The organism is Nonomuraea coxensis DSM 45129 (assembly GCF_019397265.1).
In the GTDB taxonomy this organism is placed as follows: domain Bacteria; phylum Actinomycetota; class Actinomycetes; order Streptosporangiales; family Streptosporangiaceae; genus Nonomuraea; species Nonomuraea coxensis.
In genome coordinates, this window is record NZ_CP068985.1 from 4809404 (window position 1) to 4834453 (window position 25050).

Genomic DNA, 25050 nt, shown 5'->3' on the forward strand with positions numbered 1-25050 from the left:
CAGCCCGTTGGCCGCCGGCCAATAAGCTGCTGATCATGGCACCCAGACGCAGGCGCGACCCCGCCGAATCACGGGCCGAGTTGCTGGCGGCGGCGGCCGAGCTGATCATGCGGCGGGGCCCGGACAACGTGACCCTGCGGCAGATCGCCGAGGCCGCCGGGGTCGCCCACGGGCTCGTGTCCCACTATTTCGGCAGCTATGCCGCCCTGGTCAGGGAGGTGCTGCGCGTCGAGAACGACCGCATCGAGACGCGGGTACGCGAGCGCATCCGCGCCGAGGGCGGCGTGCCGCTGGCGTCGGGGATCATGGACGTGGTGTTCGACACCCTGGCGGACGAGCGCTATCTGCGCCTGTTCGTCTGGTCGGAGATGCACGCCGACTACCGGGGCGCCACGCGCCCGGAGCTGGTGGAGCTGGTCGACACGATGGAGGCCGGGATCAGGGACGCCCTCGCGGGACGGCCGGCGCCGAGCCGGTCGCGGATCGAGGCGGTGGTGCTGGTCGGGCTCTCGGCCGCGTACGGCTTCGCCATCGGCGGCCGGTCGTGGCTGGCCGGCCTGGGCCATGATCCCGATGACCCGGCGCACGCGGCGGAGTTCCGCGTCCAGCTCGCGCGGATGATGGGCGCCCACATGGTGGAGGAGTCCGGGCCGGAGGCGGCCGGCTGACTTGTTCTCCACTTGGAGAATAAGATGGCCCTGCCCCGTTGATCCAGTGGACAGGACCGCACGCATGGCCGAGCACCCCGACCTCATCCCCGACCGTCAGACCCGCCCCTCCGACGAGGAGCGTGAGCGGGCGGCCCGGCGGCTCCAGGACGCCGCCGCCGCGGGCCGGATCGAGCTGGCCGAGCTGGACCAGCGGCTGAGCGAGATCTACGGGGCCCGCACCCGGGGCGAGCTCGCGCACGCGGGCCGCGGCCTGCCCGAGCCGGCCCGGACGGACTCGCTGGTGGTGGCGGACGAGCCCGGCTCCCGTTTCGCCTTCAGCGTGTTCGGCTGGTTCAGCCGCAAGGGCCGCTGGGTCGCCCCGCGGGCGTTCACGTCGTTGTCGGTGTTCGGCGGCGGCGAGATCGACCTGCGTGACGCCCGCTTCGCGAGCCGGGAGATCCGGGTGCGCTCCATCGCCCTGTGGGGGTACACGGAGGTCGTCGTGCCCGACGACGTGGACGTCGAGGTGAAGGGCCTGGCCCTGTTCGGCGCGTTCGACAGGAGCGCGGTCCGCAGCAGGCCGGGGGCACCGCGGGTCGTCGTCAGCGGCCTCGCCCTGTTCGGCGGCGTCGGCACGAAGGCCAAGCCGGCCCCCCGTACGCCCGCCGGTTGAGCGTCCACGGCGTTCATGTCACACTCACTGTTATAGAACTCTCGACAGAGTTATAGAACGATCGGAGCGTGGCATGCGAGACGTGCTGACCTGGCGGGAGCCGGCCCCGCCGGCGGGGACGATGGGCGAGCCCCTGGCGCGGGGCCGGTTCGGCGAGTACGGCGGACGGTACGCCCCCGAGTCCCTGGTGGAGGCGTGCCGCGAGGTGGACGAGGCGTTCCGGGAGGCGTGGGCGGACCCGGGGTTCCGCGGCGCGCTGGCGCGGCTGCTCGCCGTGCACGCCGGGCGCCCGACCCCGCTCACGCCGGCCCGCCGCCTGTCGGAGGCGCTGGGCGTGGAGCTGTACCTCAAGCGCGAGGACCTCACCCACACCGGGTCCCACAAGATCAACAATGTGCTGGGCCAGGCCCTGCTCGCCACCCGCATGGGACGGCGCAGGCTGATCGCGGAGACCGGGGCCGGCCAGCACGGCGTGGCCACCGCGACCGCCGCCGCGCTGCTCGGGCTGGAGGCCACGGTGTTCATGGGCGAGCGCGACATCGAGCGGCAGGCGCTGAACGTCTTCCGCATGCGCATGCTGGGCGCCGAGGTCGTCCCGGTGACCACGGGCAGCCGCACGCTCAAGGACGCCACCAGCGAGGCCATGCGGCACTGGGTGGGCACGACCGGCGACGCCTACTACTGCATCGGCTCGGTCATCGGGCCGGATCCGTACCCGTGGCTGGTCAGGGAGTTCCAGCGGGTCATCGGCGACGAGGCGCGCGCGCAGTGCGCCGCCGAGCTGCGGACCGGCGTGCCGGACCACGTGGTCGCGTGCGTCGGCGGCGGCTCCAACGCGGCCGGCACGTTCGCCGGGTTCGCCGACACCCCCGCGCGCCTGGTCGGCGTCGAGGCGGAGGGCGGCGCGGGGGCGGCCCGCGGCCGGCTCGGCGTCCTGCACGGCTGCCGCTCGCTCTTCCTGCAGGACGACGACGGGCAGATCGTCGAGGCGCACTCCGTGGCCGCCGGGCTCGACTACCCGGGCGTCGGCCCGGAGCACGCCCACCTGCGCGACCTGGGCCGGGCCCGCTACGTCACCGTGACCGACGACGAGGCGATCGCCGCGGCCGTGCGGCTGGCGCGCACCGAGGGCATCGTCCCCGCGCTCGAATCGGCGCACGCCCTCGCCTGGGTGATCCGCGCGGCCGGCGACGGCGACCTGGCCGCGGGTTCGACGGTGCTGATGACGTTGTCCGGCCGGGGCGACAAGGACCTCTCGACGTTGAAGGAGCTGCTGTGACGAACCCCACCCTGGCCGCGGGAGCGGTCGAACGCCACCTGCGCGCCCGCCGGGACGCCGGCCGCGGCCTGCTCATGCCGTATGTCACCGCCGGGATCACGCCCGGCTGGACGGACTACCTGAGGGCGTTCGCCGCCGCCGGGGCGGACGCGATCGAGGTCGGCCTGCCCTTCTCCGACCCCACGCTGGACGGCGTCACCATCCAGCAGGCCGGCCAGGCGGCGCTGGACCGGGGAGCGAGCACCCGCCGCGTCCTCGCCGACCTGTCCGGCCTGCCGGACCTGGGCGTGCCGCTGGTCGTCAGCACCTACTACAACCTGGTGCTGCACGACGGGCCCCGGGAGTTCTGCGAGGCGCTGCGCCGGGCCGGCGTCGGCGGCCTGATCGTGCCCGACCTGCCGGTGCACGAGGCGGGCGAGCTGACCGGCGTCGCCGAGGCGGCCGGGATCGAGCCGGCCCTGCTGGCGTCGCCGTCCACGCCGCAGGCGCGGCTGGCGGAGATCGCCCACCACAGCCGCGGCTTCGTCTACGCCGTGTCGGTCATGGGCACCACCGGCGAGCGGACCGCGCTCGCCGCCTCGGCGGCGGAGCTCACCGGGCGGATCAGGCGCGTCACCGACCGGCCGGTCTTGCTAGGATTCGGCATCTCCACCCCGGACCAGGCACGCGAGGCCCGCCGGCACGCCGACGGCGTGGTGGTCGGCGCCGCGGTCATGCGGCGGGTGCTGGACGGGGCAGGACCCGACGACCTGAAGTCCTTCCTCATGACCCTGCGGCAAGCCCTCGACCAGGAGTGTGACCGACCACGATGACCCCCGACGCCGGGCACGAGGCGAGATACCGCGCCATCGCCGCCGACCTCGCCGCGAAGATCCGGTCGGGACAGTACGCCCCTGGCGAGGCGCTGCCGCCGCAACGGGAGCTGAGCGCCTCCTACGGGGTGACTCTCATGACGCTGCGGCACGCGCTGCGCGAGCTGAGCGACGAGCGGCTGATCGTGCAGCGGCCCGGCAAGGGCACCTTCGTCGCCCCGCCCCACCTGGCCTACCAGCTCGACTCGCTCCGCAGCCTGGTCGACGACCTGCGTCAGCAGGGCCACGACGTGCGCACCGCCGTGGTCGGGCGGGCGGTGCGCCGAGCCCCCGCGCCGATCGCCGCCGAGCTGCGGCTGCGTCCCGGCGACAGCGCCCTGCGGCTGGAGCGGGTCCGCGAGTTCGCCGGGCGTCCCGCCGTCCACCAGGTGTCCTGGGTCCGCCGGCCGGTGGCCGACCGGATCCGTGAGCGCGACTTCACCGCCGTCTCCCTCTACATGGCCCTCGCCGACGCGGGGGTGACGGTCGCCCGCGCGTCCGAGGTGGTGCGGCCCGGGCTGCTCGATGCCGCCGCCGCCCGCCACCTCCACGAGCCGCAGGGCGGCCCGGTGCTGGTCAGCACGCGGATCACGTACACGCTGGACGCCACGCCCGTGGTGTCGGACCATGCCACCATCCTCGGCAGCATGATGGAGATCCGCGCCGAGCGCGCCGCCACCGGCCTCTCCCTCACCTGGGGCGCCACGAGCTGAGTCAGCGGGGCGCGTGTTCCTGTTCCCAGCGGCGGAGCAGGCCGGGCAGCTCGCCCAGCAGGAACTCGTAGAAGTCACGCATCCGCGCCAGCCGGGCGTGGGCCGGGTCGCCGGCCGCGGTGGTGGCGATGCCGGTCTCCGCGGCCTGCAGCATGACGTGGACGACGGTGTTCTGGGTGGAGAACAGGGTGGGCCAGGCGTCCTCGCGCAGCCGATAGTGCTCGCGGCGGCTGCCGGGCGCGGGCAGGCGCTCGATCAGCCCGGTCGACAGCAGGGCCTTGAGCGCGCCGGACACCGAGCCCGCGCTGACGCCGAGCCGGTCGGCGATGTCGCCCATGGTGACCGTCTCGGCATCGGTGAACAGGAACACCGCCAACGTCCGTGCCGACATGCGTTGCAGGCCGGCCTCGGTCAGCACCAGCGCCAGCCGTTCGGCGGCCTGCCATCGTTCCTGGTCGCCCACCTGGTCACCTCCTGGAGGCAGGATAGCGGAGCCCTTTCAGCCATCAGAAATTTCTGACATTTCGCTAAATTGCCGATATTCCGCCACTTCTCGCTTTCATGCGCCCGCTGTTAGGGTGATCGCGGTGCGCCGGGAAGTCTGGTCGGCAAAGATCGTCCGCTGATCCCGACCGGAGGCGTTCCATGCTCTTCCCCACCTGGTGCCGGTGATGGGCGTGCTGCTGACCGCGTTCGCCTGCGTGCTGCTGCTCGCCGTCCTGCTGTCCAGCCTGGCGCACCGCACGATCCTGTCCACCGCCGCGCTGTTCCTGGTGGCCGGGTTCGTGCTCGGCGACGGCGTGCTCGGCGTCATCTCCCTCGAACCCGGCGACGACCTGGTCGCCACGCTCGCCGAGCTGGCGCTGTTCACCGTGCTGTTCACCGACGGCATGCGGGTGGGCTGGACCGAGCTGCGCGGCGCCTGGCGGCTGCCCGGCCGGGCGCTCGGCTGGGGCCTGCCGCTGACCCTGCTCATCACCGCGGTCGGCGCGCACTACCTGCTCGGGCTGGGCTGGATCGAGGCGCTGCTGATCGGCGCCATCCTGGCGCCCACCGACCCGGTGTTCGCCGCCGCCCTGGTCGGCAACGACAAGGTGCCGCCCCGGCTGCGGCAACTGCTCAACGTCGAGTCCGGCGTCAACGACGGCCTGGCGCTGCCGTTCGTCATCGTCTTCCTCGCCGTCGCGGCCGGATCCGAGGACCTGCACCTGGGCGAGCTGGGCCTGGAACTCGGGCTCGGCGTCGTCATCGGCGTCGCCGTCCCCTGGGTGGCGATCAAGCTGGAGCAGACCCGCTGGTTCGCCGCCTCCACCCAATATGAGCCGCTCAACGCCCTGGCCATCGGCCTGCTCGTGCTCGCCGCCGGCAAGGCCACGCACGGCAACCTGTTCCTGGCCGCGTTCTCGGCCGGCATCACCGTGGCCACGTTCGGCCCGCGCCAGCGCGAGTCGTTCGAGCACTTCGGCGAGCTCATCGCCGAGGTGTTCAAGCTCGCCGCGCTGCTGGTCTTCGGCGCGCTCATCACCCCGGCCCTGCTCGGCTCGGTCGGCTGGCAGGGGTGGCTGTTCGCGGTGCTCGCGCTGTTCGTGGCCCGGCCGGTCGCGATCTGGGTGTCGTTCCTGCGTTCGGGGCTGAGCGTGCGTGAGCAGGCCGCGGTGGCGTGGTTCGGGCCCAAGGGCTTCGCCTCCGTCGTCTACGGGCTGCTGGTGCTCGGCTCCGGCATCGCCGCCGCCGTCCCGGTGTTCCAGCTCGTCGCGGTCACCATCGTGCTGTCGATCCTGCTGCACTCCTCCACCGACATCGTGGTGGCCCGCTGGTTCGACGACGAGCGCGAGGTGCCGGTCTGGTACGGGACCGTGGCCCGCAGGATCCGCCGCCGGCCGGACCCGGCCGGCCGGTCCGGGCTCGATCAGGATCCCGCGGACGGCCGGTAGAGCCCCGCCTGCCGGTAGACCTCCTTGAGGAAGTCGAGCATGCCGGCGGCGTCCGGCGGGTCCGGCTGGAGCACCCGCCAGGTCACCGCCCCGGCCATCATGTCGATCAGCACGTCGAGGTCGGCGTCGGCGGCCACGGTGCCGTCCTTCTGGGCGCGCCGCAGCAGGGCGGCGGCCAGCTCGCGGCGCGGCAGGACGTGGTGCTTCCAGTAGACGGCCATCAGCTCGGGGTGGCTGACGGCCGAGCCCATCATCCGCGCGGTCAGCGCCCGGAAATCCGGGCTCGCGGTCATCCGCGCCGCCGCCTCGATGACGCCTTCGATGATCTGCTGGGGCTCCAGCGCCTCGATGTCGTCAGCCGACGGGACCAGGTCGGCGCTGACGGTCTGCTCGACGGCCTGGGCGATCAGGTCCTCCTTGGTGCTCCAGCGGCGGTAGACGGTGAGCTTGCCGACGCCGGCCCGTCGGGCGATCTGCTCCATGCTGGTGCCCTCGACGCCGCGCTCGATGAACAGCTCCAGCGCGGCACGCAGGATCGAGGCGTCGGTCTCGGGGTCGCGGGGGCGTCCGCGTCCTCGGGTGGAGGTCAAGCGAGTGCTCCGTCCAGCCAGCGGTTGGGATCGCCCGTGCAGGCCAGGTGGGCGTCCGGGCGTACGAGCATAGCGGGCAGCGGGTCCACCGGACGGAGGTGGACGACGCGCTCCCCGAGCCGCCCGCGGGCGGCCTCGTACAGGTCGTCGCCACCGAGGGCGGCCCAGCGTCCGCGCAGTTCGGCGTGCAGCCGGGTACGGGTGCCGTCAGTACGCTCGCAGGCCACGTCGGGGACGCGGTCGCCGGGCCTGGGCCGGCGACCGCGCCCGCCGAGCGGGCCGCGCCGGTAGCCGACCCAGAGCTGGGAGGTGGTGTACGTGGCCCAGCGCTGCAGGACGGCCAGGTTGAACACCGGCATCATGACGCGGTCGCGCAGGAAGCGGCCGACGGGCCCGGCGGCGATGTTCACCCTGGTGGCGGCGGTGCTGCCGCGCAGGACCTGCGTGGCCAGCGGGCGGCGCTCGGCCTCGTAGGTGTCGAGCAGCCGGTCGCCCGCCACACCCCGGATCACGAGGGCCAGCTTCCAGGCGAGGTTCTCGGCGTCGCCGATTCCCGTGAGCATGCCCTGCCCGCCGAACGGGGCGTGCGCGTGGGCGGCGTCCCCGGCCAGCAGGATCCGGCCCTGCCGGTAGGTGTCCGCCAGGCGGCGGTGCACGCTGAACAACGACGCCCAGGAGGCGTCCAGCAGCCGGATGCCGGCCAGGCCGGTGCGTTCGGGCAGGATGCGGCGCATGCGCTCGACGATCTGTTCCTCGGTCGGCTTGTCGCCGGAGAAGGCGGGGTCGTAGGCGAGCAGCCGCCACTCGCCGCCGGGCATGGGCATGGCGCCCAGCATGCCCTCCGGGTGCACCCAGCCGCTGGTGCCCGAGCGGTCGAGGGTGGTGTCGAGGTGGGCGTCGACCAGGAGGAAGCGTTCGCTGACCCGGACGCCGGGGAAGCCGATGCCGGCGAGCTTGCGTACGGTGCTGCCGGTCCCGTCGCAGCCGGCGAGCCAGCGCGCCCGCACGGTGCGGCCGTCGCCCAGCGCCGCGGTGACGCCGTCGGCGTCCCGGTCGACGCCCACCAGCGCGGAGCCCCATTCCGGCCTGACGCCCAGCTCGGCCAGGCGGTCGCGCAGCCGCGCCTCGACCCGGGCCTGGGAGATGACCATCGGGGCGGCGGCGGTGTTCAGGCCGGGATCGCCGAAGCGGATGCGCGTCATCGGGCGGTCGCCCGCGTACGTGGTGATCGTCATGGCCCGTACGGACTGCTCGGGCAGGCCGCTGAGCGCGTCGAGGCGGTCGAGCACCTCGGAGCCGCGCGCGTGCACGAAGTTCGCCCGCGACGTGGTGGCCGGGCCAGGGGCCTTGTCGAGCACCCGTACCGAGACGCCGTGCTGGAGCAGCGCGCACGCCAGGGTCAGGCCGACCGGCCCGGCTCCGATGACGAGGACATCAGGTTCCACGGCACACCTCGCTTTGTTTACGGAACGGTATCGTAAACAATTTAACCCGCAGGCGCCATGGCGTCTACCTGAGCGCGCGGATCACCCGGCGGGCGAGCGGGATCAGCCACGCGGCGAGGCAGGCCAGCCCGCCGAGCAGGTGCAGCGGGTCGGCCTCCGTCCAGGATCGGACGATCCAGTACGTCGGCAACGGCGCCAGCGCCCAGCCCGCCGGCCCGCTGAGCCACCACGCCGCCACCGGCAGGTACGCGGGCAGCGCCAGCACCTTGTCCGCGGTGGCGCCCTGCACCCTGCTGCGGGCGACCGCCAGCGTCGCGAGCGTCATCAACGGCCCGAGCGGTACGGCGAGCACGAGCGCGCCGGCCGCCGAGGCGGGCACCAGGCCGGACAACGGCGCCGCGACCGCGAGACCGGCGGCGCTGAGCAGCGTGACCGCCGCCAGCCGGTAGGCGAGGTAGCGCGGCACCCCGAGCGGCGAGGTGCGCACGACGGCGAGCGCGCCGTCCTCCAGGTCGTCGAGCACGAGCAGCGCGCCCGTCATGCCGAAAGAGACCGGCACGTGCACGGCGACTGCGAGCATCGCCAGCACCGGCTCGTAGGAGGCCGGGCCGGGGCCGCCGGTGCGCTGGAGCCATCCGGCCAGCGGCGGGTAGCCGAAGCGGAGCGCGAGCGCGAGCAGCAGCGGGCTGAGCGCCACCGCGGCCAGCATCGTGTCCCGGGTGATGTTGCGCAGGTCGGCGCGGGGGAACACCAGCAGGCGCGGCCGGCCGGGGAGCGCCCGGACATGGACGACGGCCCGGCCGGGCGCCGCGTCCTGACCGGCGCGCAGCCGCCAGGTGGCGTACCCCACGGCCGCCGCCGCCCACAACGCCAGATAGCCGAGCAGCCCGCCCGCCGGGTACGGCGCGTCACCGCGCAGCAGCATGAGCGCGCCGGTCGTGGGCGTGACGTACCACAGCATCCCGCTCAGCAGCCCGGCGGACACCGCCAGCGGCACCGCGAGCAGCAGCGCCATCGGGCCCGCCAGCGCCACCATGAACCCGACGAACTCGTCCTTGCGGGCGGCGACGCCGGCCGCGACGGCGACCAGGAGCAGGCCGGACAGGGCGATCGCGGGCAGCCCCGCACCGATCTGGCCGGCACGCCCCCCGGCGATCAGGACCGGGACCGCGCCGAGCGTCGCGAGCCCGGCCAGCGGGGCCGATCTCGCCGCGATCTGCTCCCAGGGCCGCGCCGGGCTCACGGCGAGCGCGGCGGCGGCCCCGGTGGAGCGGTCGGTGACGGTCAGAGCGCCCGCGAACAGGGTGCCCACCGTCATGACCTCCACGAACAGCAGGTACGGCGTCGCGACCCACGCGGCCCGCACCGGCAGCAGGACGAGCAGGGCGGACCAGAACGCGGCGAGCCCGAGCACCGCCGCCGGGACGCCGTTGCGCCACTGGACGCGCAGTTCGAGCGCGAGCAGCGCGGCCGGTCGCCGCGTCATGACGCCGCGCTCGCGGCGGAGGCGGTCCCGGTGACCGCGATGAAGACGTCGGCGAGCGCGGCCTCGCGGGTGTGCACGGTCCGTACCCGTCCGGTGGCGAGCAGGTCCAGCAGCCCGGGATCGTCGGCGGACGGGAACTCGGCCTGCCGCAGCTCACCGGCTTCGGCGAACTCCACGATCACCGAGCGGCGGCCGTGGGCGAGCCGGAGGTTGCGCGGGGTGTCGACGGCCACGACGGCGCCCTCGCGCATGAACGCGACCCGGGTGCACAGCTCCTCGACGGCCGGCATGTCGTGGGTGGTGAGGAAGACGGTGCGCCCGGCGTCCGCCTGCGCGCGGATGATCGCCCGGACGTCGGCGGCGTTGGCCGGGTCCAGCCCGGACGTCGGCTCGTCGAGGAAGAGCACGTCCGGGCGGTGCAGGATCGCGCGGGCCAGGTTCAGCCGCATCTTCATGCCCTTGGAGAACGTCGCGGCGCGCTGGTCGGCGGCGTCGGCGAGGCCGACGGTGGCCAGCACCTGGTCCGGCCGGTCCACCGGGCGGCGGTAGAGGGCGGCGAAGGCGGCCAGGTTCTCCCGGGCGGTGAGCTTGGGGAAGTACGCGGGCAGCTCGAAGCCGACGCCGATCCGCTCGTACAGGTGCCGGCCCCAGCCGGCGATGGGCCGGCCGAGCACCTGGACGCGGCCGGTGTAGCGGCGGTGCTGGCCGGTGAGCACGCGCTGGGTCGTGGACTTGCCGGCGCCGTTCGGGCCGAGCAGGCCGAACACCTCGCCGGCGCCCACGGTGAGGTCGACGCCGGCCACCGCGTCCCGCGCGGCGGCGCGGTAGCGCACCCGGAGCGCCTCGACCCGGATGGTCTCTTTTTGCATCACAATGCAACTTTACATCAGAGTGTAGGATGTCGCCATGGGGCTGCGAGAGCGGAAGAAGGAACAGACGCGGGCCGCGCTGGTCGAGGCCGCGGCACGGTTGTTCGCCGAGAAGGGGTACGACAAGACCACGGTCGCGGACATCGCCGCCGCCGCGAACGTCTCGACGCGCACGTTCTTCGGCTACTTCCGCGCCAAGGAGGACGTGCTGTTCGCGGGCACCGATCAGCGGCTGCGGGCGATCGGGGAGGCGTTCGACGCCGTACAGGCCGACACCCCGCTGGAGGCCGTGCGCCAGATCCTCGACCGCGTCCTGGCCGCCTCGGACGACCTGTCCAGCCCCGACCGGCTCGCCCTCATGTTCGCCAAACCCGAGCTGCAGGCCCAGGCGCTGCAACGGCTGATCGCGGCGGAGCGCCTGATCGCCGACCGGCTGCGGCGCGCCTACCCCGACCGGCTGGACGACACACTGTCCCGCGCGACGGCAGGCGCGCTGGTCGGCGCGCTGGTCGGAGCGGCCCTGGCCGGCATCGAGCGGGGCGACCCGCCGCAGGCCCTGCGTGAGCGGATGCGCCGCGCCCTCCACCTGCTGGAGGACGGGCTCCGCACCCTCGAATGAGCCCGGCCGGTCACAGGGCCAGATCGTGGAAAGGTCAGTGGAAGGATGCCGGAAGGCAGTGGGGTGAGCACTGGGCCAGTACCTGGCGGAAGGGGTTGGCCCAACGGCGCTTCAGGCGGAAGTAGTAGGCACCCAGCGAGGCCAGAGCGAGGCCCGCCACGGCGTAAGCCGTCCAGCCGGCGTGGGGGCCGTAGGGAGCAAGCCAGTCGTTGAGCGTCGCCCCGCTGTAGGCGATGAGACAGGCCGAGGACACCAGTACCCCGGGGAAGAGCACCCAGGCCCCGAACCCCGAACTGATGGTGATCACGCCCACGACGGTGGCCACTACGGCGGTCACCGTGACGATCGCCAGCCAGACCGGCCCCCACGTCCCCTGGCCCAGCAGGGACCGCATCGCTCCGTAGATTCCCGTGCCGGCCGTGAACAGCGCGCCCAGAGTCACGCCCGTCGTCAGGAGGCGGCGGAGCAACCGGGGCTCCGGCCGTTCCTCCCCCAGCAGGCTCCACCTCTGCCGGCCGCCCCAGGGCCGGTCGAGACGTCCGGCGACGGCGGCGAGGACCGTCCAGTCGAGCGCGGCCAGGCACTGCGACGTGGCGGGGCGTAGGGGGCGGTTCCGTACCACGAAGCCGGCCAGGTGCAGGGCGGCGCGGTGCAGCCGGGCGTTGCCGGCGTGGTCCGCGGTGATGGCGGCCAGCCCTCGGTAGACCTGCTCGGACATCGAACGCTTGCGGAGGCCCGGCGGCAGCATCCCGGCTCTCTCGAACCAGTGGAGCGCCTGCTCCTCCTGCTGGGACACCGGCAGCGGCTGGTTCCCCGAGCCGATCAAGTCGTCGTGGGCCAGGACGGCGAGCGCGACGGGCGGGAAGACGGGCGGCAGGTCGAGATCGGGGGGTATGGCCTCGTCGTTCGCGCGCAACTGGCCGACCACGGATTCGATGATCGCGCACAGCCGGGGCGGCCAGTCACCGCGGTAGGGCCGGCTGATCCAGCTCGTTCCTCCCGGGCTCTCCCCGAAGGACAGGGCGGTGCGGACGTCCTCGCTGTTCAGCAGCGCGGCCAGCCACCACACGGCGCGAATGTGATCGGTGAGCTCGGTCAGCGCCTCGGCCGCGGCCGGCGTCCCGATCCGCCCCAGCTCATCGATGGCCCAGGCACGCTCCACGCGTTTCAGCTCCGGGACGGCCAGGTCTCCCATGGCGCGCAGCGCGCCGCGAGCGTGGGTGGAGGTGTCCGCGGCCTCCAGCAGCCGGTCCAGCGCCTCGCGCCGACCGGAAGCAGCCAGTACGTGGTAGATGGCCGGGTAGTCGGCCTGCGCACTGCCCATGAGCTGGGCGAGCACCTGGTCACCGCGGGTGTTGCCGACGGCGGCCAGCGCGCCGAGCGCGCGCAGCGCGGGGCCCGGCAGCTCGATGCCGCAGGAGACCGGGGCGACGAAGTCGACGATGACGTCGTCGGCGAAGGCCGGTTCGACGTGCTCGGCCTCGGCCAGGCAGCGCAGGACCAGCACCCGCGAGCGGGGGTCGGCGTAGAGCTCGCGCAGCAGCCAGGTGCAGTCGCGGGGGACGATGGAGCACCACAGGCGGACGACCTCCTGCCAGAGCGCCGGGGCGCGCCGGTAGTGGCCGAGCAGTTCCTCGCCGCGCCCCGCGAGTTCGACGGCGGCCAGGTATTCCTGCAAGGTGAGGTGGCGGAAGACGTAGCTCCGGCCGCCGCCCTGCCACAGCCGGACCAGCAGGCGGCTTCGGTCCACCAGCTCGTCGATCAGCCGCTCGGCCTGCGCGTCCTGGAGGAGGTCAGCGGCCTCCGTCCTGATCAGCGCCACCAGGTCGCGGTGGCCGACGGTCCGCCCGTCGTCCTGGTTCATCAGCGACAGCGCCAGCCGCCGCAGGACGACGAGCTTGACGTCGGGCTCGAAACGGGTCATCGCGTCCAGCCCGCGCGCGGTGTCGCGGCCGAGCAGATACCGGATCGCCAGCTCGTAGAACCCGGCCCGGGACCTGGGCAGTCTCTCCGCCTGCTCGCCGAAGACCCCCTCCAGAAACAGGTAGGAGGTCATGGTGAGGAGCATGGGGCTGCGCGCCAGTTCCAGCACCGGCCGGGTGTCGCTCAGCGCGGCGATCAGACAGTGCGCGCGCACGTCGTCCTTGACCAGGTGGCGTAAGAGCACCCGCAGCGACGCGTCGTCGAGGTCGGCCACCACGACGGGGGCGCCGAACTCCGCGGCGAGCGCGCCCTTGTAGACGGACTCCCTGCAGGTGACCACCATGGGGCAGCGCTCGTAGCGGCTGGCCAGCTCTCTGAGCTCGCCCAGCACGGTGGACTGGTGGTCGCGTGCCACCTCGTCCAGCCCGTCGAAGAACAGGCGCAGCCGACCGCCCGTCAGAGCGTGGTGCAGCCGGTCGGCGCCGATCGGCCCTCTGCCGTGCCCCAGCGTCTCGGCCAGCAGGTCGCGCAACGTGGCCCTGCCGTAGCGATGAAGGTCGATCAGGATGGGCACGCGACGGTCCCGCCGCGGATCATCCGCCCAGCCGAGCATGAGGTGTTTGAGCAGCATGGACTTGCCCGCGCCTGGCTCCCCCAGGACGACCACGCGATCGCGTGACAGGACCAGCCGCTCCATGTCGAGCCGCGAGCCGCCGGACTCGTAGTGCAGGGGGACGTACACTTCCTCGACCGTCACGGGGGCGTCGCCCGCGCGAAAGCCCATGGTGTGCGTGCCGAACGTGTGGCGCACCAGCTTGGCGTAGCGGCCCAGCGCGCGCCGTCCGAGCGCCGGCCGCCTCGGCCCGCGCAGGAGGTGGTCCAGGGCGCGCTTGCCGAGCTCTTCGACGATGCCGCCGGTGAACTTGTCGAGCAGCCACAGGACCACGAACAACGCGAGCAGGGCGCCGCCGTAGGGCAGCAGCTGGCTGGTGTCCATGACGGTAGCAATATCAAAGACCCTCTTGACCTGGAACGGGGTCGTACGAATTCCGGCCCCCGGCCCCCACCGGGTATGGACACCTTTCTCCCGGGGGCGGCCGGCTTCGGGGCGCCCCTCAGCGGGAGGAGCGCCGCGAAATCGGCGGGAGGGGGTGGCGTCAGCTCAGGGGCGGGATGACGGTGAGCACCGGTCTAGGGCGCCCAAGGCCGTCACGGCCCCTCAGGGAGGTGGACGGCGACGCCCTGGTGACGCAGGAACCGCGCTTCAGGGAAGCGGCTCGACGGCCCGTCGAGCAGGGACGGCGACTGCCCCATCAGGTGCTTGTCGAAGAACGCGAGCGAGTAGGCGTTGATGACGGCGTGTGCCCGCCGGGCGTCGATCGTCCCGTTCAGGCCGAGCTGCGGGGTGACCGGTGACCAGGCCGGGACGTCGGTGAAGTCGACGTGGAACAACCCGGGGACCTCCACGTAGTAGCCGGCGCCCGGCAGCCGCCGGTACACGTCGGTCATGGTCTCGACGGTGCCGGCGATCTCCTCCTCCAGCCAGCCGCCGCTGCGCTCCCGTTCGAGACGGAAGGTCTGGGTGTCGCGGGTCATGAACATGACCGGCTGCCGCAGGCCCGCCTGGACGACGTGGGCCGTCAGCTGAACGTCCATGATGAAGCACGCTTTGATGCGCTGGTCGGTCGCGCACGCCTCGGCGCCGGTCGCGCCGCCCCACGAGATCCCGAAGACGCCGGCGCGCCCGAGGTCGAGGCGGCCGGTCAGGAGGCCGTCAGGGTCGGCTTCGTTCAGTCCCGCGAGCCGGTCGAGCGCGAAGCTGACGTCCTGCGCGAAGTACGGGATGATCCCGTCGGGAAGCGTCTGCCCCTGGAGGACCGGCGCGACGGGCTGCGGCGTCCAGCTCTGCCTGATCAGCGGATAGATCTTGTCCCTGGACCATCCCGGGATCTCCCGCCCGTCGGGGAAGCGAGTCGTGGCGGCGGCGCCCGGCTGGTCCAGCCCGACGACCACGTAGCCGTGCGAGACCAGTTCCTGGATCTGGAAGGTGCTCGCGGCCCGGAACGCGCCGAGCCCGGTGAGGGAGATGAGCACCGGATAGCGGGGTCGGTCGGCCGCCATCCGCGCGGACGTGACGGCGTCGGTGGTCACGTACCTGAACTGGCTGAAGACGGGCTCCGGGAAGCCGGTCAGGCGCGCCATCGCCGACGTCACCGCCTCGGCGTCCTGGATGTAGGGGGCGCGCGGCGCCGACGGCTCCGGCTCGGCAGGATACCACACCTGGGCCATGAGCTCCCGGCGATCGCCGGGGGCGTCGGTGAACAGCTCCGGGCGGCTCGCGTCGACCCAGTGGTAGGTCGTGGTGCCGATCGCGTACGGCCCGGTCGGCTCGGGGAAGCGGAACACGGGCAGCACCGTTGCCAGGAGGACGGAGGCGAGGAGCGCCAGCGCGCCCAGCGCTGCGGCTGTTCGGGCGGCCGGCCGGTTGACGTGCCCGGCGCGCGGCCGGACGACACCGGTCAGCCAGGCCAGGAAGAGGGTCACGGCCAGCGCGTAGCCGGGGGCCAGTTGCCAGCGCGGGCCTTCGACGAGGACCTGCGCCGCCGCGAGGAGCAGCGCGACGGGCACCACCAGGCCGAGCCGCGTACGCGCGCGCAGCCTGGGGATCGCCATGATCGCGAGCCCCAGCAGGTTGCCGACCGCTAACAGGATCTCCAGGGGTCTCATGGGGCACTCCTCAGCGTTTTCCCTCGAACCTACATCGTAGGTTTCACCTCGCATGGTAAATTCTACATCGTAGGTTTGGCAACCGGAGGGAGATGGCGTGGCCAGACGCAGACAGGGCACGCCGGCCGGGCTCGACCGCGAGCGCATCGCGGCCGCCGCCGTCGTACTCGTCGACCGCGACGGCCTCGACCGCTTCGGGGTACGGCGGCTCGCGGAGGAGCTCGGGGTCGACCCGATGTCGATCTACCACTACATCAAGGGCAAAGCGGCACTGCTGGACGCGATGTCGGAGGCCGTGCTCGCCGAGGTGGCGGCCGGCGCGGACGACGCGCCCCGCGACTGGGAGAAGCTCACCCGCTGGACGGCGCACCGCTACCGGGAGATGGCCTACCGGCACCCCCGGGTGTTCCCGCTGCTGGCGACCCGCGCCCAGACCTCGCCGGTGGCCCTCGCCGCCCTGGAACGACTGGTCACCGCGATGCGTCAGGCCGGTCTGCCCGACCAGGTGGTCGCGGACGCGCCGCTGATGCTGTTCGGCTTCCTCAACGGATATCTGCTGGCGGTCCTCAGCGGCGGGCCCGACGGGCCCGGCGACATGCCCGCGATCGACGCCGCCGCCTACCCGGCGCTGGCCGCCCTCACGCCCCTGCAGGCCGGCTTCGGGTCCGTGGCGGAGTTCGACCGGATGCTCGACGCCGTGATCGGCGGGCTCCGGGACCGGGCCTCCGCCGCGTTCACCTCGAGATGATCCGCCGCGCCCTGGCGAGGTTGGCGATCAGTTCCGTACGGGTCTGGTGCTCGTGCCCGACCCGAGCCCGGCCGCCGGCCGCAGCAGAGTGGACTTCCCGCAGCCCGAGGGGCCCAGGATGGCCACGATCTCACCTGGCAGGATGTCCAGGCATGCCTGATGCGGTTTGAAGGCAGGGGCGGGCGCTGAGACGTCAGCCAGTCGGCCGGCGACCGGCTTCCACGGGAGCCGGGGTGGCGCTGTCGAGGATGTCGTCGGGACGTACAAGCCCGTGCGTGACGTACGCCGTGACGATCGCGGCGACGACGGCGTGAAGCTCGCGAACGCCCGTCTCCTCCTCGACCGTGCCGATCGTTAAAGGGTCCAGTTCGAGGTCAAGCGCGTCGTAGCAGGCCAGGGCCACGTCGCGAAGGGCGGGGCCGCCGTGGACCTGCACGACGGAGCTGACCAGCCAGGAGCGCCCGCGGATGCGCTGCGCGGTGCCGGCGATCTTGACTCGGCCCCGGGCATTGACGCTGTGGTCGCCGGGGCAGTATTCCCGTGGCACCGGACCGACGCGGGCGTCCACGCCGAGAGAGCCAAGGGCGGCGCGCAGTGCCTCCGCCACCGCGGTGAAGCGGTGGTGCGGGGACAGGGCGCCGGCCGGGTCGACGCCGTAGTGATCGAGCACCAGACTGCCCCCGTGCAGGGGGGCGGCCGATCCCCCGACCGGGCGTACGTGGGCCGCGAAGCCGTGTTCCACGACCGCCACGACGGCGGAGGCGAATCCGGGGTTCCTCGTGTCACGGCGGCTGAAGGCGACGACCGGCGGCAACCGGCGGACATGGAGGATGGGGGATGCCCGCTCTTCTTGCGAGAGTTTCCGCAGGAGACCCGCTACATGCTGGAACGGGTCTCCTCCCGGAGGGTCGGTCCGATCGGCGGGGAGCACGGGGATCAAGGCGTCTCGATCAGGGCGCGCAGCTCGGTGAGGAACGCGGCGCCCGTCGCGCCGTCGACCGCCCGGTGATCGCAGGTGAGCGTGAAGTCGGCCTGGGGGACCCACTCCCCCGCACCGTCACGGCGGACGTACCGCTCGCTGGTGGCACCGATCGCCAGGATCGCCACCTGCGGCACGTTGAGGATCGCGGTGAACCGGTCGACGCCCTGCATGCCGAGGTTGGAGATCGTGAAGGTGCCCCCCGTCACGTCGGCCCTGCCGAGCCGGCCCTCCCGCGCCCGGGAGACGAGGTCACGGCGGGCGGCCCTGATCTCCGGGAGCGCGAGCCGGTCGGCGCCCTGGACGACGGGGACCATGAGGCCCGCGTCGGTCGCGACCGCCACACCGATGTTGACCTGGCCGAACCGCGTGACGGTCAGGTCGTCGTACCACGCGTTGAGCTGCGGGTGCCTCACGAGTGCTCTGGCGCAGCACTCGATCAGCCTGTCGGTCACGGTCGCCTGGGCGTCACGCTGTTTCACGGCGAGCGCGGCCGACATGTCCACGGTGAGCGTCAGAGTGAAGGCCGGCGCTTCCCACGCCTTGATCATCCTGCGCGCGGCGGTCCGCCTGATGCCGGTCAGCGGCACCACGTCACGAACGCCGGGGCCGCTCGCGTCCACGGTCATCGTCCTAGTCCGTCTCGATGACGGCGATGACGGCGCGGACGTCCACGGTCTCTCCCTCGGCCGCCAGGATCTCGGTGAGAGTGCCGGTCGCCGGGGCCTCCACGGTCTCCTCGACCTTCTCGGCCTCGACGTCGACGAGCGGCTCGTCCTCGACGACGCGCTCGCCGACCTTCTTGAGCCAGGTGGAGATCGTGCCCTCGCTCATGCCCATTCCCCATTGCGGGAGGAGGACTTCAACCCTCATGGTCAGCTCCTTTCCTGTACATCCGATTCTTCGTTACGCCGGCGCGAGGCCGGTCACCCGCCGGAGGGCGGCGACGATGCCGTCGCGGGTGGGGTACATCTGCTGCTCAAGGCTGGGGCTGAACGGGATCTGCATGTCCGGCGCGGTGAGCCGCACGATGGGGGCCTTCAGCGCGTCGAACACCTCCTCCGCGACGAGGGCGGAGATCTCGGCCGCGGCGCCGCACGTACGGTGGGCCGGCTCGACGACGACGAGCCGGCCCGTTCTGGCGACCGAGGTGAGGATCGCGGCCGTGTCCAGGGGCACGAGTGTGCGCGGGTCGATGACCTCGACCGACACGCCTTCCTCCGCGAGGCGGTCGGCCGCTGCGCACGCGTCGGGCACGGAACCGGAGATCGCGACGAGGGTGACGTCGGTCCCCTCCCTCACCGTCCGCGCGACTCCCAGAGGGATGCGGAAGGGGTCGTCGCCGACCTCGCCCTTCAGCCCCCACAGCTTCACGGCCTCGAACGTCAGCACCGGGTCGTCCGAATCGATGGCGGCGCGGAGCAGCCCCTTGGCGTCCTCGGGTGACGCGGGAGCGATGATCTTCAGCCCGGGCACGTTCATGAACATCGGGTACGGCCGGTCCGAGTGGTGCGCGCCCGTGTTGAGGCCGTAGAACATCGCCGAGCGGAAGACGACCGGCATGGACGCCTGGCCGCCGAACATGTAGCGGTTCTTGGCGACCTGGTTCACGAACTGGTCCATCGCCATGTAGAGGAAGCTCGAATAGGAAAGGTCGACGATGGGGCGCAGCCCGGTCATCGCGGCTCCGGCCGCGATGCCCACAATTCCCTCCTCGGAGATGGGGGTGTTCCTGATGCGGTTGCGGCCGAACAGCTGCAGGAAGTCGCCTTCGCTGCTCCGGGACTTGCCGCCGCCCGTCGTGCCGTAGACGTTGGCCTCGACGTCCTCGCCCACGATGACGACGCGCTCGTCGGCCTCCATCGCCTCGCGCTGCGCGGCGCCGATGGCTCCGAGGTAGCTCATGATGCTCATACGGCGGTCACCTCGTCGGTGTAGAGGTCCTCGAATGCGACGGACGGCTCGGGATAGGGACTCTCGTTCGCGAACTCCACGGCGCGGTCGACCTCTTCCATCACTTCCGCGTCGAGCTCCTTGAGTTGCTCGTCGGTGATGCCGCGGTCGCGCAGGCGACCGGCGAGGCGGTCCAGCGGATCACGGCTGAGCCACTCGTCGATCTGCTCCTTGTCGCGGTAGTTGTCGATGCGCAGGCCTTCGGAGTGCTCGTTGAAGCGGTAGGTCATGACCTCCACCAGGCACGGGCCCTCGCCCGCCCTGGCCCGGTCGGCCGCGGTCTTCACCGCGTCGTACACCGCGATCACGTCCTGGCCGTCGTCCACTCGGACTCCGGGGATGCCGAACCCGGCCGCGCGTTCGAAGATGTTGCCGGAGGTCACGGTGTGGGCGGGCGTGCTGAGCGCGTACTGGTTGTTCTCGCAGAGGAAGATGGCCGGCAGCTTCCAGACGCCCGCCATGTTCATGGCCTCGTAGAGGACTCCCTGGTTGGCGGCGCCGTCGCCGAAGAAGGCGAGGGAGACGCGCGGGCGGCCGAGGAGTTTCGACGCGAACGCGGAGCCGGTCGCGATCGGGATGGAGGAGCCGACGATGCCGGACTCGCCCAGGCTGCCGACCGAGAAGTCGGCCAGGTGCAGCGACCCGCCCTTGCCCCGGCACACTCCGGTGGCCTTGCCGACGAGTTCGGCCATCAGCGGGCCGAGCGGGGAGCCCTTGCCGATGGGATGGCCGTGGCTGCGATGGTTGCCCGTCATGTAGTCGTCGTCGTCGAGCGCCATGCAGGAGCCGACGACCTGGGCCTCCTGACCGATGCTCGTGTGCACGGTGCCAGGGATGAGGCCGCGTTTGACCATCTTGGCCGCGCGCTCCTCGAAGCGGCGGATGCGCGTCATCCGCCGCTGCATCTCAAGCAGCGTGGACGTGGGTAGGTCGGTCCGCACGAATCCTCCTTTGCATATATATTCAATCAAGAATGGTTATTCTCAATGATAGCGGCGAAGGGCCGGCTCGCACCTTTCGGGTTCTGCGCCGGCTCTCCGGGTCAGTTGTCGGCGACCAGCGCCTGCGCGTTCATCAGATCGGTGACGATGACGTCGACCCATCCCCCGCGAAGCGCTCCGCGGATGGCCTCGAACTTGCGCGCGCCACCGGCGATGCCCACGCGCCGCGGCGTCTTCAACAGCGCCTCGACGCCGATGCCCACCACCAGGTCGTTGAACTCGGTCTCGATCGGCCTGCCGTCGGCGTCGAAGAAGCGCATCGCCACGTCGCCCACCGCGCCGAGCTCACGCAACGTCCGCATCTGCGCCTCCGACACGGCGTTGCCGGAGACCTGGAGCAGCGGCGACGGCGTGACGCTGCCGATGCCGACGAGAACATCGGTGAGGTTCTCCCAGGCCGCCGCCGTCTCGACGACGTTCGGGTCCTGGAAAAGGGCCTCACGGGCGGACGGCGTCGCGACGATGCCCGGCGTGGGCAGGAACATGGGGGTGCCGCCCGCGATGCGGGCCAGCCGGAACGTCAGCTCGGTCGCCTTGAGCTGTGCGGCCGGCTGTCCCACTCCGCCCATGATCTGCACGATGGACTCGGCACGCCGACGCTTGAGCGGAACCATCGAGTCGACGGTCGCCAGCAGGGTCTCCGACCAGGAGGAGAACCCGACCCGCGCGCCGTTCGTGAGCGTCGCCTCAAGGTAGGTCGCCGCCGCTGCGCCGAGCGCCCACATGGTGGAGCGTTCATCGCCGCTGCTCTCCACGATGAGCGCCTGCCGCAGCCCGTACTTCCGTACGAGCTGCTCCTCCAGCTCCGGATAGACGCCCTCGGGCGGCAGCACGACCGTGCGCACGATCCCCATCTCCACCGCCTGCTTGAGCCACCGCGACACCCGCGACTGAGAGATGCGCAGCTGCTCCGCGATCGCCGGCTGCGTCATGTTCTGCTCGTGATACATCCGCGCGACCTGCACGATCATGGTCACGGAGTCGCGACCTTCGGCGCCTGTTCTCCCGATCACGTGGCTTCTCCTTTCTGCATCGTCGATGTCGCTGATCGCTCAGGTCCACGGTGGCACCTGTTCACTGGGTGGCGTACGCCATGACGCGATCGGCGGTCGCTTCGGCCGCCTCCATGATCCCCTGATTCCGACCTTGGGCAAGAACCATGACCCGGTGCGCGAGACCGAGCACCTCCTCCAGGTCGGACGAGACCACGATGATCGCCTTGCCCTGCTGCGCGAGCTCGGCGACGACCTCGTAGATCGACGCGCGCGCGCCGATGTCGATGCCCCGGGTCGGCTCGTCGAGAATGATGACCTTCGGATCCGACGAGAGCCACTTGGAAAGGACGACCTTCTGCTGGTTGCCGCCGGACAGGGTCGCCACCGGGTCGCCGACACCGCCCTTCACGCCGAATCGCTGCGCGGCCTTGCGGGCGAACCGGGTGACGCCCGAAGGAGTGACGAAGCCCCACCGGGTGATGGCGGCGAGATTCGGCAGCGCGATGTTGTCCTCGATGGTGTCGGACAGGATGACGCCCTGCTGTTTGCGGTCCTCGGGAATGAGGACCACTCCCGCCGCCTTGGCCGCGAGCGGATCGTCCGCCGCGAGCGGCACGCCGTCGATCCTGACCTCGCCGCAGCGGCGCGGCTCCAGAGAGACGATGGACCGCACCAGTTCGGTGCGTCCAGCGCCGACGATGCCCGCGATGCCGAAGACCTCTCCGGCACGCACGGTGAAGGAGACGTCCTCGAAGCGGCCGGCCCGGTCGGAGATGCCTTCGACCGACACCACGACCGCCTCGCGCGGGGCGTCGAATCGGGGGAAGAGCCGGTCGACGCTGCGGCCGACCATCTCCCGCACCAGCACGTCAGGGGCGACGTCCCCGCTGTCGTGCTCCGCGACCTTCTCCCCGTCGCGGAGCACGACGATGCGGTCGGCGATCTGCGCGATCTCCGCGAGCCGGTGGCTCACGTAGATGAACGAGACGCCCTGCTCCTTGAGGGAGCGGATGCACGCGAACAGCGCGGTCGTCTCCATCTCGCCGAGCGCGGCGGTCGGCTCGTCGAGGATGAGCAGCGAGGCGTCGAGCATGAGCGCCTTGGCGATCTCCACCTGCTGCTGGCCCGCGACGCTCAGCTCGCGGACCGGCTGATCCGTCCGGCCGGTGAACCCGACCTTGTCCAGCTGCTCCCGCGCCTGCCTGAGCATCGTCCGCGCGCTGAGGAACCCGGCCCGGGTGGGCCACCGGCCGACCGCGACGTTCTCGGCCACGGTCAGGTCGGGGAGCAGCCGCATCTCCTGATGGATCATGCCGATGCCGCGCATGAGCGAGTCGCGTGGCGTCGCGGGCGCATGCGGTCGGCCCTGCCAGGTCATGGTGCCCGTGGTGGGCTGAATCGCACCGGCGATGATACCGGACAAGGTGGATTTCCCCGCGCCGTTCTCGCCGAGAAGGGCGATCACCTCACCCGGCCGCGCCTCCAGGTCGATGCCGTTCAGCGCGGTGGTGCCCGGGTACGACTTCGAGATGCCGCGAACCGTCAGTATCGGGCTCGGAGCGGGCTCGCTCGTCACGGGTGGTTCGCCAGGTACTCGTCGACGTTCTCGCTGGTCGTCAGGATGCCCTTCTGCAACTGCTCGGCGGGGACCTGCTCCTTCTTGATCAGCTTGAGCGTCGACTGGACGGCGAGCTTGCCCATGGCCGTCGTCTGCTGGGTGACGGTCGCGGCGAGCAGGCCGCTCTTCACCGCCTCAAGGCCCGACGGGTCACCGTCGAATCCGACGACGAGCATGTCCTTGCTGCCCGCGTTGCGCGCGGCCTGGGCGGCGCCGAGCGCGAGCCCGTCGGCCCGCCCGAAGATGATGTCGATGTCCGGATGCGCCTGGAGGAGGTCCGTGGCGATCTGGTAGCCCTCGTCCTGCAGCCATGCCTTGGACGCCTGTCGGGCGACCTCCTTGATCTTGCCGCCCTCGATGCCCTTCTTGAACCCCTCGTCACGCGCCTCCTCAGGCGTGGTGCCGAGCTGGCCCTGGATGATCGCGAGGTTGCTCCTGTCGCCGGCGTTCTTCACGACCCACTCGCCGAGCTCCTGCGCCGCGGCGACGCTGTCGGTGGCGATGAACGTGTCGCCGGGGGCGTCCTTGGGGTTGCGGTCAACCGTGACCACGGGAATGCCTGCCGACTTCGCGGCACGCACCGGAACCGTCGCCGCGGCGGCGCCCGCCGGGATGTAGATGAGCCCGTCGACCCCTCGGGTGATGAAGTCCTGGACCTGGCTGACCTGGTCGTCGGCGTCGTTCTTGGCGTCCGCGATCAGGACCTTCGCGTTCTCGCGCTTGGCCTCGTCCTCGACCCACTTGCGGATCGCCACGTAGAAGGGGGACTGCTGGTTGGGCACGGCGAGGCCGATCGTGATCTCGCTGTCTTCGGCGCTGGTGCTCGACGCGCACGCGCCGAGAGTGGTGGACAGCAGGGCTGCGGTCATCAGGCCGACGAACATCTTGACGGGCCTGCGTGGTTCGAACATGTGGGGGGTTCCTTTCCCGATGGCTCCTGTGGGAACGTTCCAGATCTCTCGCCGTCCGGCGCTCATGCGCTTCGTTCCTTGCGGCGACGGAAGACGTCGGTGAACACGGCGGCGGCGATGACGACGCCGATGATGACTTGCTGAAGAAACGGCGACACGCCGAGAAGGTTGAGTCCGTTGTGCATGACGCCGACGATGAGCACGCCGACGATCGTGCCGGTGATGCGGCCGACCCCGCCCGAGAGGCTGGCGCCTCCGATGACGACGGCGGCGATGACGTCGAGTTCGAGCCCTTCTCCCGCGCTGGGCTGGGAGGAGTCGAGCCGGCTGGCGAGCACGATGGCCGCGAGCCCGGCCATGAGACCGGCCACGACGTAGACCCAGGTCGTCACGGCCTTGACCTTGATGCCGGCCAGGCGGGCGACCTCGGGGTTGCCGCCGACCGCGTAGACCGAGCGGCCACTCGCCCGATATCTCAGGATGGCCCACCCGATGACGTAGAGCACGATCAGCGCCATCAACGTGATCGAGAGGAAGCCGCCATATCTGGTCGACGCCAGCGAGTAGAACCACTCGGGGTAACCGGTGATCTGACGTCCGTCCGTGGTCATGTTGGCGAGACCCCGGGCGACCGACATCATGGCGAGCGTCGCGATGAACGGCGGCAATCGCGTGATGGTGACCGCGAGGCCGTTGACCAGCCCGGCGAGGCCGCCGGCCGCCACACAGGCGATCATCGCGATCCACAGCGGCAGTCCGCCGTCATGGGAGAGCCAGCCGAGGACCATCACCGACAGGGCGAACACCGCGCCGACCGACAGGTCGATGCCGCCGGTGATGATGACCGCGGTGGCGCCGAGCGCGAGGATCCCGAGCACGGTCACCTGGTCGAGGATGTTGATCAGATTGACGGGTCTGGCGAAGTTGGGGGCGAAGATCGCCATGATCACGACGAGCGCGACCAGGCCCAGGAACGGGCCGCCCACTCCGTCGAAGATCCGCGCCAGTCCTTTGGCCGCGCCACGCGGCGACCGCGGGCCGTCATCGGCGCGCGGGCCGGCGCTCGCGGGATGGTGGGTCATGGCC

General features: G+C 71.8%; 25 protein-coding genes. 8 read left to right on the top strand and 17 right to left on the bottom strand.

Annotated elements, in window-relative coordinates:
• Positions 1 to 35: 35 nt before the first annotated feature.
• From Nocox_RS22605 to Nocox_RS22625, 5 genes are all read left to right on the top strand, one after another.
• Entirely contained in the window at positions 36 to 668 is a 633-nt protein-coding gene (locus Nocox_RS22605) for a TetR/AcrR family transcriptional regulator (RefSeq protein WP_063711580.1), read from the top strand.
• 64 nt (positions 669 to 732) lie between these two features.
• Positions 733 to 1323: a DUF1707 SHOCT-like domain-containing protein gene (locus Nocox_RS22610; RefSeq protein ID WP_020540531.1), complete on the top strand. Its 591-nt coding sequence runs from the start codon at positions 733 to 735 to the stop codon at positions 1321 to 1323.
• A 73-nt stretch (positions 1324 to 1396) separates the two neighbouring features.
• Positions 1397 to 2602 carry a tryptophan synthase subunit beta gene (gene trpB / locus Nocox_RS22615; protein ID WP_020540530.1) on the top strand — a complete coding sequence of 402 codons (1206 nt, stop codon included), beginning with the start codon at positions 1397 to 1399 and terminating at the stop codon, positions 2600 to 2602.
• Complete coding sequence (gene trpA, locus Nocox_RS22620) at positions 2599 to 3414, top strand: tryptophan synthase subunit alpha (RefSeq protein WP_020540529.1); 816 nt, start codon at positions 2599 to 2601, stop codon at positions 3412 to 3414. The genes trpB and trpA overlap by 4 nt, the downstream gene beginning before the upstream one ends.
• Positions 3411 to 4166, top strand: a complete 756-nt coding sequence (locus Nocox_RS22625; RefSeq protein WP_020540528.1) for a GntR family transcriptional regulator — start codon at positions 3411 to 3413, stop codon at positions 4164 to 4166. The genes trpA and Nocox_RS22625 overlap by 4 nt, the downstream gene beginning before the upstream one ends.
• A gap of 1 nt (position 4167) precedes the next feature.
• Here the strand turns inward: Nocox_RS22625 and Nocox_RS22630 are convergent, their stop codons facing one another.
• Positions 4168 to 4629 carry a GbsR/MarR family transcriptional regulator gene (locus Nocox_RS22630; RefSeq protein ID WP_020540527.1) on the bottom strand — a complete coding sequence of 154 codons (462 nt, stop codon included), beginning with the start codon at positions 4627 to 4629 and terminating at the stop codon, positions 4168 to 4170.
• Positions 4630 to 4837: 208 nt separating this feature from the next.
• On the opposite strand from Nocox_RS22630, the gene Nocox_RS22635 reads away from it, so the two are divergent.
• A complete protein-coding gene (locus Nocox_RS22635) occupies positions 4838 to 6100 on the top strand; it encodes a cation:proton antiporter (RefSeq protein WP_020540526.1) in 1263 nt (420 codons plus the stop codon).
• Here Nocox_RS22635 and Nocox_RS22640 read toward each other — a convergent pair.
• The 4 genes from Nocox_RS22640 to Nocox_RS22655 form a co-directional block, all read right to left on the bottom strand.
• Entirely contained in the window at positions 6076 to 6690 is a 615-nt protein-coding gene (locus Nocox_RS22640) for a TetR/AcrR family transcriptional regulator (protein ID WP_020540525.1), read from the bottom strand. The genes Nocox_RS22635 and Nocox_RS22640 overlap by 25 nt on opposite strands.
• A complete protein-coding gene (locus tag Nocox_RS22645) occupies positions 6687 to 8135 on the bottom strand; it encodes an FAD-dependent oxidoreductase (RefSeq protein ID WP_020540524.1) in 1449 nt (482 codons plus the stop codon). The genes Nocox_RS22640 and Nocox_RS22645 overlap by 4 nt, the downstream gene beginning before the upstream one ends.
• A 64-nt stretch (positions 8136 to 8199) precedes the next feature.
• On the bottom strand, positions 8200 to 9621 hold the full coding sequence (locus Nocox_RS22650; protein WP_020540523.1) for a hypothetical protein: 1422 nt from the start codon (positions 9619 to 9621) through the stop codon (positions 8200 to 8202).
• Entirely contained in the window at positions 9618 to 10490 is an 873-nt protein-coding gene (locus Nocox_RS22655; RefSeq protein ID WP_020540522.1) for an ABC transporter ATP-binding protein, read from the bottom strand. Before Nocox_RS22655 ends, Nocox_RS22650 begins: the two co-directional genes overlap by 4 nt.
• Before the next feature lie 37 nt (positions 10491 to 10527).
• Here Nocox_RS22655 and Nocox_RS22660 point away from each other — a divergent pair, with 37 nt between their 5' ends.
• Complete coding sequence (locus tag Nocox_RS22660; RefSeq protein WP_020540521.1) at positions 10528 to 11109, top strand: TetR/AcrR family transcriptional regulator; 582 nt, start codon at positions 10528 to 10530, stop codon at positions 11107 to 11109.
• A gap of 34 nt (positions 11110 to 11143) precedes the next feature.
• On the opposite strand, the gene Nocox_RS22665 is transcribed toward Nocox_RS22660, so the two are convergent.
• Together Nocox_RS22665 and Nocox_RS22670 are read right to left on the bottom strand one after the other, a co-directional pair.
• Entirely contained in the window at positions 11144 to 14029 is a 2886-nt protein-coding gene (locus tag Nocox_RS22665; RefSeq protein WP_020540520.1) for an NACHT domain-containing protein, read from the bottom strand.
• Positions 14030 to 14241: 212 nt separating this feature from the next.
• Positions 14242 to 15759, bottom strand: coding sequence for an alpha/beta hydrolase family protein (locus Nocox_RS22670; protein ID WP_020540519.1), 1518 nt, complete (start codon positions 15757 to 15759; stop codon positions 14242 to 14244).
• A 97-nt stretch (positions 15760 to 15856) separates the two neighbouring features.
• On the opposite strand from Nocox_RS22670, the gene Nocox_RS22675 reads away from it, so the two are divergent.
• The gene (locus Nocox_RS22675; protein ID WP_020540518.1) at positions 15857 to 16507 is read left to right on the top strand and encodes a TetR/AcrR family transcriptional regulator; all 651 of its coding nucleotides are present in this window, start codon (positions 15857 to 15859) and stop codon (positions 16505 to 16507) included.
• 27 nt (positions 16508 to 16534) lie between these two features.
• Here Nocox_RS22675 and Nocox_RS44210 read toward each other — a convergent pair whose 3' ends face one another.
• From Nocox_RS44210 to Nocox_RS22725, 10 genes are all read right to left on the bottom strand, one after another.
• Complete coding sequence (locus Nocox_RS44210) at positions 16535 to 16633, bottom strand: hypothetical protein (protein ID WP_425517730.1); 99 nt, start codon at positions 16631 to 16633, stop codon at positions 16535 to 16537.
• 67 nt (positions 16634 to 16700) lie between these two features.
• Positions 16701 to 17321: a lipoate--protein ligase family protein gene (locus tag Nocox_RS22685; protein WP_020540517.1), complete on the bottom strand. Its 621-nt coding sequence runs from the start codon at positions 17319 to 17321 to the stop codon at positions 16701 to 16703.
• A gap of 122 nt (positions 17322 to 17443) precedes the next feature.
• On the bottom strand, positions 17444 to 18115 hold the full coding sequence (locus Nocox_RS22690) for a dihydrolipoamide acetyltransferase family protein (protein WP_020540516.1): 672 nt from the start codon (positions 18113 to 18115) through the stop codon (positions 17444 to 17446).
• Positions 18116 to 18119: 4 nt separating this feature from the next.
• A complete protein-coding gene (locus Nocox_RS22695; protein ID WP_033407754.1) occupies positions 18120 to 18359 on the bottom strand; it encodes a biotin/lipoyl-containing protein in 240 nt (79 codons plus the stop codon).
• Positions 18360 to 18392: 33 nt separating this feature from the next.
• Complete coding sequence (locus Nocox_RS22700; RefSeq protein WP_020540514.1) at positions 18393 to 19400, bottom strand: alpha-ketoacid dehydrogenase subunit beta; 1008 nt, start codon at positions 19398 to 19400, stop codon at positions 18393 to 18395.
• Entirely contained in the window at positions 19397 to 20380 is a 984-nt protein-coding gene (locus Nocox_RS22705; RefSeq protein ID WP_020540513.1) for a thiamine pyrophosphate-dependent dehydrogenase E1 component subunit alpha, read from the bottom strand. Before Nocox_RS22705 ends, Nocox_RS22700 begins: the two co-directional genes overlap by 4 nt.
• A gap of 101 nt (positions 20381 to 20481) precedes the next feature.
• Positions 20482 to 21453 carry a sugar-binding transcriptional regulator gene (locus Nocox_RS22710; RefSeq protein WP_211212490.1) on the bottom strand — a complete coding sequence of 324 codons (972 nt, stop codon included), beginning with the start codon at positions 21451 to 21453 and terminating at the stop codon, positions 20482 to 20484.
• Positions 21454 to 21514: 61 nt separating this feature from the next.
• Complete coding sequence (locus Nocox_RS22715; protein WP_020540511.1) at positions 21515 to 23011, bottom strand: sugar ABC transporter ATP-binding protein; 1497 nt, start codon at positions 23009 to 23011, stop codon at positions 21515 to 21517.
• Positions 23008 to 23964 carry a substrate-binding domain-containing protein gene (locus tag Nocox_RS22720; protein ID WP_020540510.1) on the bottom strand — a complete coding sequence of 319 codons (957 nt, stop codon included), beginning with the start codon at positions 23962 to 23964 and terminating at the stop codon, positions 23008 to 23010. Before Nocox_RS22720 ends, Nocox_RS22715 begins: the two co-directional genes overlap by 4 nt.
• 62 nt (positions 23965 to 24026) lie before the next feature.
• Entirely contained in the window at positions 24027 to 25046 is a 1020-nt protein-coding gene (locus tag Nocox_RS22725) for an ABC transporter permease (protein WP_033407873.1), read from the bottom strand.
• Positions 25047 to 25050: the final 4 nt, after the last annotated feature.

Excerpts from the sequence above, each read along its gene's own strand:
- Nocox_RS22695 (WP_033407754.1), bottom strand. The coding sequence starts at position 18,359 with ATGAGGGTTGAAGTCCTCCTCCCGCAATGGGGAATGGGCATGAGCGAG.
- Nocox_RS22625 (WP_020540528.1), top strand. The coding sequence starts at position 3,411 with ATGACCCCCGACGCCGGGCACGAGGCGAGATACCGCGCCATCGCCGCC.
- trpB (WP_020540530.1), top strand. The coding sequence starts at position 1,397 with ATGCGAGACGTGCTGACCTGGCGGGAGCCGGCCCCGCCGGCGGGGACG.
- Nocox_RS22725 (WP_033407873.1), bottom strand. The coding sequence starts at position 25,046 with ATGACCCACCATCCCGCGAGCGCCGGCCCGCGCGCCGATGACGGCCCG.
- Nocox_RS22690 (WP_020540516.1), bottom strand. The coding sequence starts at position 18,115 with ATGACCGTGGACGCGAGCGGCCCCGGCGTTCGTGACGTGGTGCCGCTG.
- Nocox_RS22665 (WP_020540520.1), bottom strand. The coding sequence starts at position 14,029 with ATGGACACCAGCCAGCTGCTGCCCTACGGCGGCGCCCTGCTCGCGTTG.
- Nocox_RS22610 (WP_020540531.1), top strand. The coding sequence starts at position 733 with ATGGCCGAGCACCCCGACCTCATCCCCGACCGTCAGACCCGCCCCTCC.
- Nocox_RS22700 (WP_020540514.1), bottom strand. The coding sequence starts at position 19,400 with ATGAGCATCATGAGCTACCTCGGAGCCATCGGCGCCGCGCAGCGCGAG.
- Nocox_RS22670 (WP_020540519.1), bottom strand. The coding sequence starts at position 15,759 with ATGAGACCCCTGGAGATCCTGTTAGCGGTCGGCAACCTGCTGGGGCTC.
- Nocox_RS22635 (WP_020540526.1), top strand. The coding sequence starts at position 4,838 with ATGGGCGTGCTGCTGACCGCGTTCGCCTGCGTGCTGCTGCTCGCCGTC.
- Nocox_RS22660 (WP_020540521.1), top strand. The coding sequence starts at position 10,528 with ATGGGGCTGCGAGAGCGGAAGAAGGAACAGACGCGGGCCGCGCTGGTC.
- Nocox_RS22720 (WP_020540510.1), bottom strand. The coding sequence starts at position 23,964 with ATGTTCGAACCACGCAGGCCCGTCAAGATGTTCGTCGGCCTGATGACC.
- Nocox_RS22650 (WP_020540523.1), bottom strand. The coding sequence starts at position 9,621 with ATGACGCGGCGACCGGCCGCGCTGCTCGCGCTCGAACTGCGCGTCCAG.
- Nocox_RS22655 (WP_020540522.1), bottom strand. The coding sequence starts at position 10,490 with ATGCAAAAAGAGACCATCCGGGTCGAGGCGCTCCGGGTGCGCTACCGC.
- Nocox_RS22605 (WP_063711580.1), top strand. The coding sequence starts at position 36 with ATGGCACCCAGACGCAGGCGCGACCCCGCCGAATCACGGGCCGAGTTG.